The organism is Chryseobacterium sp. UF-290, assembly GCF_058245615.1.
This window is the reverse complement of the sequence record NZ_JBSICB010000035.1, coordinates 1-1,181: the sequence shown is the minus strand read 5'-3', so window position 1 is coordinate 1,181 and position 1,181 is coordinate 1. Positions and strand designations below refer to the sequence as shown.

Here is a 1,181-nt window from a genome sequence, read left to right as displayed (position 1 = left end):
CATACCGCATTAATAATTGAATTATGAGCTTTTCCCTGCTGTTTTTTTCTTTTGTAGTATGCTTTTAATTCCTCATCGTAAATTATAGCTGAGTTAGCACCGTTGAAAAGAACTGTTTTAATTCTCTTATTTCTAAGTTTACTGGTCTTTGTTTTTCCTTTAATACTAGTTCCTGATGCATGTTCAAAAGGGGCTAATCCTGCATAACAATTGAATTTTCTTGGATTCTGAAAACTTGTGAAATTGTTGGTCAATACAATCATATATGCCCCTGTAAGAAATCCTACACCTTTCACTTTGGTTATCTTTTCAAAGTTCCTGTTTATTCTTTCTTCCTTGCTGATTTCTTCTTTTATTTTTTCTTCTGTCAAAGAAATCTTTTTATTCAGTTGTTGTATATGAAAAGCTATATCATCCATCTCATATCCTACATCTGCTATTTTACTGACTTGATAAAAAGATTTTTCCTCATTCTTAAACTGCGTTCTTACCTTTATCAGAAGGTTTCTATAGGTGAGAAGGTTCTTCACTGTAAAAAGTACTTTCTCAGGAAGAACATAGGGTTTAATATCTTGAGAATACATTTTTGCATATTTGGCTATTCTCCGGGCATCCACTTTATCATTCTTTCCCCTTTGAATTCCCTGGCTCAGTTTTATTTCAAGAGCAGGAATCTGATAATAAGGAATTTGTTGATCCTCCAACATCCTGGCAAGAAGCAGTCCATAGTTTCCTGTATTTTCAAAGCAATAATGCAGTTTGGAATCTTTACAAAAGCTTGAACTAATCATTTGTTCTATTCCTTCCACTGTATTTTCTACTTTGAATACAGTTTCTTTTTCATTGGAGCTATTTAATATACAAACATCCAATGTATCCTTGGAAATATCTATTCCAATAAAATAACTTTTCATAACTTTGGATTTAGGGTAAATCCTGAATGAACCAATTTGAATGCTGCTAAAACCTTTAATAAGCCACAATGCTTAACATTCTAAATGGCAAATATTCAAAAGAGAAAATAAAGTCTGATACACGGAATAGTTCTATACTTGAAATCTGCTTAGTTCACTTTATTTTCTCTGGTTCTTCAGAATTTAATTATTGTCTAATTTAATACTAAATCCTTTTGCAAATCTAAAGGTCTAATTTAATACTAAATCCTTTTGCAAATCTAAAGG

General features: G+C 31.3%; 1 protein-coding gene. It reads right to left on the bottom strand.

The window, feature by feature from the left end; all coding sequences use genetic code 11:
- The coding region (locus AC4IF5_RS20380; RefSeq protein ID WP_490737778.1) for an IS110 family RNA-guided transposase at positions 1 to 914 on the bottom strand (914 nt) is incomplete at its 3' end.
- Between the last annotated feature and the right edge of the window lie 267 nt (positions 915 to 1,181).